The organism is Agrobacterium sp. 33MFTa1.1 (assembly GCF_004328495.1).
GTDB classification, from domain to species: domain Bacteria; phylum Pseudomonadota; class Alphaproteobacteria; order Rhizobiales; family Rhizobiaceae; genus Agrobacterium; species Agrobacterium pusense.
In genome coordinates this window covers 993755-1000000 of sequence record NZ_CP036359.1, presented here as the reverse complement: position 1 = coordinate 1000000, position 6246 = coordinate 993755, and the positions used below count along the sequence as shown (strand labels likewise).

Annotated in this window: 5 protein-coding genes, 1 tRNA gene, 2 rRNA genes and 1 pseudogene (1 of these 9 running past the window's edge); 6 read left to right on the top strand and 3 right to left on the bottom strand. The window is 57.0% G+C overall.

Translation table 11 applies throughout. From position 1 onward, the window contains the following. The 3 genes from EYD00_RS18445 to EYD00_RS18435 all read left to right on the top strand — a co-directional run. Positions 1–1160: ribosomal RNA gene (locus tag EYD00_RS18445) — 23S ribosomal RNA — on the top strand; it begins 1639 nt to the left of the window's first position. Positions 1161–1424: 264 nt separating this feature from the next. Beyond that, a 5S ribosomal RNA gene (gene rrf / locus EYD00_RS18440) occupies positions 1425–1539 on the top strand. Between the two features lie 219 nt (positions 1540–1758). Continuing rightward, positions 1759–1835: transfer RNA gene (locus EYD00_RS18435), tRNA-Met, on the top strand. A gap of 190 nt (positions 1836–2025) precedes the next feature. Here EYD00_RS18435 and EYD00_RS18430 read toward each other — a convergent pair. Beyond that, positions 2026–2240: pseudogene (locus EYD00_RS18430) on the bottom strand (IS3 family transposase); the annotation flags it as partial. A 23-nt stretch (positions 2241–2263) separates the two neighbouring features. Next, positions 2264–3214: an AraC family transcriptional regulator gene (locus EYD00_RS18425; RefSeq protein ID WP_022563261.1), complete on the bottom strand. Its 951-nt coding sequence runs from the start codon at positions 3212–3214 to the stop codon at positions 2264–2266. Between the two features lie 96 nt (positions 3215–3310). Here EYD00_RS18425 and EYD00_RS18420 point away from each other — a divergent pair, with 96 nt between their 5' ends. Then, positions 3311–4063, top strand: coding sequence for an SDR family oxidoreductase (locus EYD00_RS18420; RefSeq protein ID WP_034497529.1), 753 nt, complete (start codon positions 3311–3313; stop codon positions 4061–4063). An 87-nt stretch (positions 4064–4150) separates the two neighbouring features. Here EYD00_RS18420 and EYD00_RS18415 read toward each other — a convergent pair whose 3' ends face one another. Then, on the bottom strand, positions 4151–4882 hold the full coding sequence (locus tag EYD00_RS18415; RefSeq protein WP_022563259.1) for an SDR family NAD(P)-dependent oxidoreductase: 732 nt from the start codon (positions 4880–4882) through the stop codon (positions 4151–4153). Positions 4883–4963: 81 nt separating this feature from the next. Between EYD00_RS18415 and EYD00_RS18410 the strand changes: the two genes are divergently transcribed. Both EYD00_RS18410 and EYD00_RS18405 read left to right on the top strand, forming a co-directional pair. Continuing rightward, entirely contained in the window at positions 4964–5356 is a 393-nt protein-coding gene (locus EYD00_RS18410) for a winged helix-turn-helix transcriptional regulator (RefSeq protein ID WP_022563258.1), read from the top strand. A gap of 130 nt (positions 5357–5486) precedes the next feature. Continuing rightward, on the top strand, positions 5487–6116 hold the full coding sequence (locus tag EYD00_RS18405; RefSeq protein WP_022563257.1) for a hypothetical protein: 630 nt from the start codon (positions 5487–5489) through the stop codon (positions 6114–6116). Positions 6117–6246 lie beyond the last annotated feature (130 nt).

Below are 6246 nucleotides of genomic sequence, written 5' to 3'. Positions count from 1 at the left end.
CGTGACCCTTTTGTACGCAAGTATGATGGGGTGGCACAGACCAGGGGGTAGCGACTGTTTATCAAAAACACAGGGCTCTGCGAAGTAGCAATACGACGTATAGGGTCTGACGCCTGCCCGGTGCTGGAAGGTTAAAGGGAGGGGTGCAAGCTCTGAACTGAAGCCCCAGTAAACGGCGGCCGTAACTATAACGGTCCTAAGGTAGCGAAATTCCTTGTCGGGTAAGTTCCGACCTGCACGAATGGCGTAACGACTTCCCCGCTGTCTCCAACATAGACTCAGTGAAATTGAATTCCCCGTGAAGATGCGGGGTTCCTGCGGTCAGACGGAAAGACCCCGTGCACCTTTACTATAGCTTTACACTGGCATTCGCCAAGGCATGTGTAGGATAGGTGGTAGGCTTTGAAGCAGGGACGCCAGTTTCTGTGGAGCCATCCTTGAAATACCACCCTTATCTTCGTGGATGTCTAACCGCGGTCCGTTATCCGGATCCGGGACAGTGTATGGTGGGTAGTTTGACTGGGGCGGTCGCCTCCGAAAGAGTAACGGAGGCGCGCGATGGTTAGCTCAGACCGGTCGGAAATCGGTCGTCGAGTGCAATGGCATAAGCTAGCCTGACTGCGAGACTGACAAGTCGAGCAGAGACGAAAGTCGGTCATAGTGATCCGGTGGTCCCGTGTGGAAGGGCCATCGCTCAACGGATAAAAGGTACGCCGGGGATAACAGGCTGATGACCCCCAAGAGTCCATATCGACGGGGTTGTTTGGCACCTCGATGTCGACTCATCGCATCCTGGGGCTGGAGCAGGTCCCAAGGGTATGGCTGTTCGCCATTTAAAGCGGTACGTGAGTTGGGTTCAGAACGTCGTGAGACAGTTCGGTCCCTATCTGCCGTGGGTGTAGGAATATTGACAGGATCTGTCCCTAGTACGAGAGGACCGGGATGGACGTATCTCTGGTGGATCTGTTGTCCTGCCAAGGGCATAGCAGAGTAGCTATATACGGAATGGATAACCGCTGAAGGCATCTAAGCGGGAAACCAACCTGAAAACGAGTGTTCCCTATCAGAGCCGTGGAAGACGACCACGTTGATAGGACGGGTGTGGAAGCACAGCAATGTGTGAAGCTTACCGTTACTAATAGCTCGATCGACTTCTTCGTTCCCATTGTTCATGCTCATCAAGCGAAGCTTGATGATCTGTTCTGTCTTCACGCTGACGTGGCCTTCGGCCACTACGCTGCAGACGGCGCGCCAAACGATTGGCGACGGACTAGCGCCCTGTATGGGCGCCACGCTCGACCTCGAGCAAGGCAACATACGGATAAGTCACAGAAACGACGTGTAAATTAAATAGAGCCTTGAGCTCTCCAGCTTCTCGAAAACAACGTTCATGTGAAAACATGAACAATGTTGCGTTTTGCCGACCTGGTGGTTATCGCGGGGCGGCTGCACCCGTTCCCATTCCGAACACGGCCGTGAAACGCCCCAGCGCCAATGGTACTTCGTCTCAAGACGCGGGAGAGTAGGTCGCTGCCAGGTCTGCAAAACGCATCAAAATCTTCTCATCACATCCCTCGGCCCAGCCGAAAAAAAAGGGCCGCCAAAAGCGGCCTTTTGCAGTTTAAGACAAAACTTAAGGAAAACGCCAAGTGCGTCCCTTACAGGAGATAAATTGCTCCGCAATTTACTCCGGCAAAGATCCGTCGTCGCTAAAGCAACGACGTAACCGCGACATTCGGCCTTGCCGAATGCGCTGGACGCGGGGTGGAGCAGCCCGGTAGCTCGTCAGGCTCATAACCTGAAGGCCGCAGGTTCAAATCCTGCCCCCGCAACCAAAACCCTACGCTACAGTATCCCACAATAGCCAAAAAAACTACGATCCAGCGCGCTAAACAGCTACGATCAAGAAGGCAAAATTCTCGTCTTAACAAAGCTCCTCCGCGTCAGCGTCGAGGAGCTTTTTGTGTTTCTGTTGCGTGTCGATCTCTTAACCTCCATGACCTTTGACCCTGTCCCCAGACTTTGTCCAGTTTTGAGTTCGCTCCAGCGGTTTGGGTTGCTGTATTCTGGACGGTAACGGCGGGTTGAGGTGCGGATCCATTATCGCAGCACCTCATCACGTCACGTCGCGGGTTGATTGTCTGAGCGAAGAACTCGGCGGATGTCAGCCACCGGAGTCCAGAGTTTAGTCGATCATCGTTGGAATCGCTGCGCCAGTTTGAAAGCGCTGGTCGGGCGTATTGTCGATAGGCCAACTGCATTGTTATAATTCTGTCAGTGGCCGTAGCAATCGGTTGTTTCCTGCCTCGCCGTTCTGTGCGGCCATACGGGCGTATCGAGCAGGAGGGATGCCGGTGCGTCGGGCAAAAGCCACGCTGAACGTACTTGCTGATCCATATCCCACCCGCTCGGCTACATCGTCGATTGCGAGATCACCACTCCGCAAGAACTGCCTTGCCAATGCCATACGCCATGTCAGCAGGTATTCCATCGGCGCAACCCCGACTATTCGGTTGAAGCGCGCAAAAAATGCCGAACGGGAGAGCGCCGCCTCTTTAGCGAGATCAACGACGGTCCAGGGATGGCCGGGACGGTCATGCATAGCCCGAAGTGCCGCCGAAAGGCGCTCATCACCAAGCCCTCTGCCGAGGCCCTGTGCAGAATTGGTGTCGGTTGAGGACCGTAGTGCCTCGATCAACAGCACCTCGATAAGTCGTTCCAGAACCGGTTCGCGCGCTGCGCGCCGTTCCTGCGTCTCCTCGTCGATCAACTGCATCAACGTCGCAAGCCGGGGTTTGTCGCGAACCAGAATCACGTCCGGCAACAAAGAAACGAGCAGGGCCGCATCCGGCGTGCCGAAGCTGCAATGTCCGATACGCATTCGTAGCGCGGGTGGGCCGTCATGTGGTCCCACACGAAAATGTCCCTCATTGATCTTTGTCGGGACCGTTGCCGGCAAGTCGGCTGTGGCGTTGGAGCTTTCATTGACGAGATCGCGCATGGCAGGCGCGAGAATGAAGTCTCCGGCCTGCAGGATAAACGTTTGTCGGCCACCGAAAGTGACCCGGCATTGCCCTTCCAGGATGGCACAATAAAACGGCTCGCCTGTGCCGTCACGACGTATACGCCATGCACCGGCGCACTCCACCAGTTTCGAAGCCCGGGCGGCGGGTTGCAGGAGTGTGACGATCTCGGTGAGCGGGTCTGTTGTCATATCCAGGACTATTACTAAAGAAATGAGGAGCCTGGAACATATAAAGTCTCCCTTCGGGTCGCTACCATAATGACACAGCCACTTATGGAGAAAATAATGCCCGCAGTTCTGATAACCGGTTGTTCCTCGGGCTTTGGCCTGGAAACTGCAAAACTGTTCCTTGAAAAAGGCTGGGACGTGATCGCCACGATGAGAACGCCCGACGAAAGCTTACTCCCAGCGTCGCGGCGTCTGCGTGTTCTAGCACTCGATGTCACCGTCCCGGACAGCATCTCACAGCTTGTGAAGGCAACGGGTCAGATCGATGTTCTCGTCAATAACGCCGGGTTCGGAGCACCATCTCCTGTCGAACTGACTGCATCCCAGACCGCACAGGCACTCTTTCAGACGAACACGATAGGCACTCTGGCGATGATCCAGGCCCTCGGCCCGCAAATGCGTCGTCGCCGGGCTGGCGTCATTATCAACGTTACGTCCTCGGTCACACTGAAACCGCTACCGGTCATCGGGGTTTATCGCGCCAGCAAGGCCGCAGTGAATGCGCTCAGCGAGTCCCTTGCGATTGAAATGGAGCCCTTCGGCGTTCGCGTCCACATCGTTTTGCCCGGACGTTCGCCGGAAACGAGTTTTGGCGCCAGTGCCCGCCCACACCTGCGCGGCATGGACGATGCGGACTATGCGCCTCTTTTGCACCAGTTCGTCAGGAATGTTCAGGACGACAAGGGCCCTGTGACCCACGCGCGCGATGTCGCGGAAGCGATCTGGAAGGCTGCCACCGATCCGTCTGCGCCACTGCGCATACCGGCAGGTGCAGACGCAGCGCTATGGATGGCTGAGGCGGGCCTGTAATCAGCGAAATTGCGATCCGTCGCTTCTCTGTCGAGCGTTTGCTGTACCCGGTCATTCCAGATCGGGTACAGCGTTTCGAATTCTGGCTCAGACCTGCCGCAAGCCGCCATCGATGCACAGTTCGGCACCGGCGATGTAACTCGCCTCATCGCTTAACAGGAACAAGGCAGCTGCAGCCACCTCGGCGGGTTGCGCCATCCGTCCCATCGGGATCGGAGCGACAATGGCCGCGCGCATGTCTGGCTGAACCGCAGCCATCATTTCCGTATCGGTTGGGCCCGGTGCGACGACGTTAACGCGTATACCCTTGGATGCCAGTTCTGCAGTCCAGGTTCGTGCATAGGAACGCACGGCTGCCTTGGTCGCAGCATATGTGCCATAGGAAGCATAGCCGCCGCTGTCTGCAATTGATCCGACGAGGACGACTGAGCCGCCGTCCCTCATCGCCGGCAGAGCCGCCTGGAAGCCGAAGACCATTCCTCGAACGTTAACGTCGAAGTGGCGGTCAAAGTGTTCAGGCGTTATCTCCGTGATCTGGGCGGGCTCGGAAAGACCGGCGTTCAAGACCAGCGCGTCGATACGGCCGTGTTCCCTTCTCACTTTTTCGACCGCCTCCCGCATATCTTCGGGGAGCGCGGCATCGGCGACAATGCCGACCGCACCATGACCGATGGCAGTTGCCGCCCTTTTGGCATCTTCGCTTCGGCGACTGGTGATGAAGACCATCGCTCCTTCGGCCGAAAGCCGCTCTGCAATTGCCAAGCCGATACCCTTGGCGCCCCCGACAATCAGGGCAACCTTGTTACTCATCCGAGCCATCGTAAGTCCTTTCAATTGATGGTCGCTGCATGATATACATTAGATATCTGGTATCAATTACGCACCTTAAGTAGCCTAGATATGGACGAGTATACTGACCTTGAAGCACTTTCTCAGTGCGCCCTTAGAGACATGGCGCAGGTTCGCCCCGTGCTCGACAAGATCGCGGACAAATGGACAATCCTGATCCTGACGGTGATTTGTCCCAGGCCCTCGCGCTTCAACGAGATCAAGCGCCGTCTCGACGGTATCACCCACAAGGCCTTGGCCGATGCTCTAAAGAGGCTTGAGCGGAACGGTCTTGTGACGAGGACCGTCCTGCCGACCCAGCCGGTGGGTGTAGAATACGCGATCACCCCTCTGGGCCATTCTCTGCGGCAACCGTTTGAGGCCCTGTGCTCATGGGCAGTAGCTAATGGCGATAAGGTCGAGGCCGCTGCGCTTCTTTATGACAACAGGGCAAATCATCGCTGATATCGCGATGGCCGCAGAGCCATACCCCCGCTAAGCAGGACGTTTCCGATAATCGTAGGCTGGTTCGGATCTGCGGTCGCCGAACAGTTCACCTCGTTGAACGAGAGGAGATCGGCACTATCTAGGAGAGATGCGGAAACTCGAGAAGAGCGATATCGAACTGATCAGGACGTGGATGTTGTCGCCTGCGGTGACGCTGGGATCGTCCGTGCGAGCGAAAGGCATTCTGCAGGAAATGCAGGCCCGACTGCCTGCGGCTTTGAAGAAAGCGATCAGCCTGGAGGGCAACGAGATCACGCTCGCGATGCCAGCCCGCGACAAAAACGCCTTCGACGCCGCTGCGAGGACCGTGGCCGGCGTGATGATGGAAGCCGAAACTCTTCCGGTGATCCCGCGCGAGATACAGGACATCCTCGCCATCAAGACGAGCGAGCGACATCGCTGGCTCGCGGATGGGCGTCTCAAGAGCGCCGGGACGAGAACCGTGCGGCTGAACGGCCGTGCCCGGCGCATCACCTTCCATGTCTTCGATCCGAAGGTGGTTGAGGACCTTCTCGATCGCGGGGTCGTGGAAGAGTGGCGGGTGGAGGACGCTGAGGCGAAGGCAGAGAAACGACAGAAAGCCGCCTATCAGAGGCGGCTGGCTCGATCGCTCAAAAAGAAGATGAAACCGGGAGAAAAGGCGGGTCAAAAGGTCGACGAAGGTGCGGCCGACCTTCGTGGATGGGGAGAGTTCGATCGGGATGGGTTCCTTCGCTAGGCAATCGCACCAAACATGGTGCCTCCAGCGATTTCGAGAGGCTGTCCCTCCAACGTTACGGAACGTTCTGTTGTTATCACGCAGCATTAATCGTGGCCGCGGGCCTGGGTCGACCTTCGCGGAATGGAAG

Bases quoted from the DNA above. Each gene is read 5' to 3' on its own strand.
- EYD00_RS18425 (WP_022563261.1), bottom strand. From the start codon at position 3,214: ATGACAACAGACCCGCTCACCGAGATCGTCACACTCCTGCAACCCGCC.
- EYD00_RS18420 (WP_034497529.1), top strand. From the start codon at position 3,311: ATGCCCGCAGTTCTGATAACCGGTTGTTCCTCGGGCTTTGGCCTGGAA.
- EYD00_RS18415 (WP_022563259.1), bottom strand. From the start codon at position 4,882: ATGGCTCGGATGAGTAACAAGGTTGCCCTGATTGTCGGGGGCGCCAAG.
- EYD00_RS18410 (WP_022563258.1), top strand. From the start codon at position 4,964: ATGGACGAGTATACTGACCTTGAAGCACTTTCTCAGTGCGCCCTTAGA.
- EYD00_RS18405 (WP_022563257.1), top strand. From the start codon at position 5,487: ATGCGGAAACTCGAGAAGAGCGATATCGAACTGATCAGGACGTGGATG.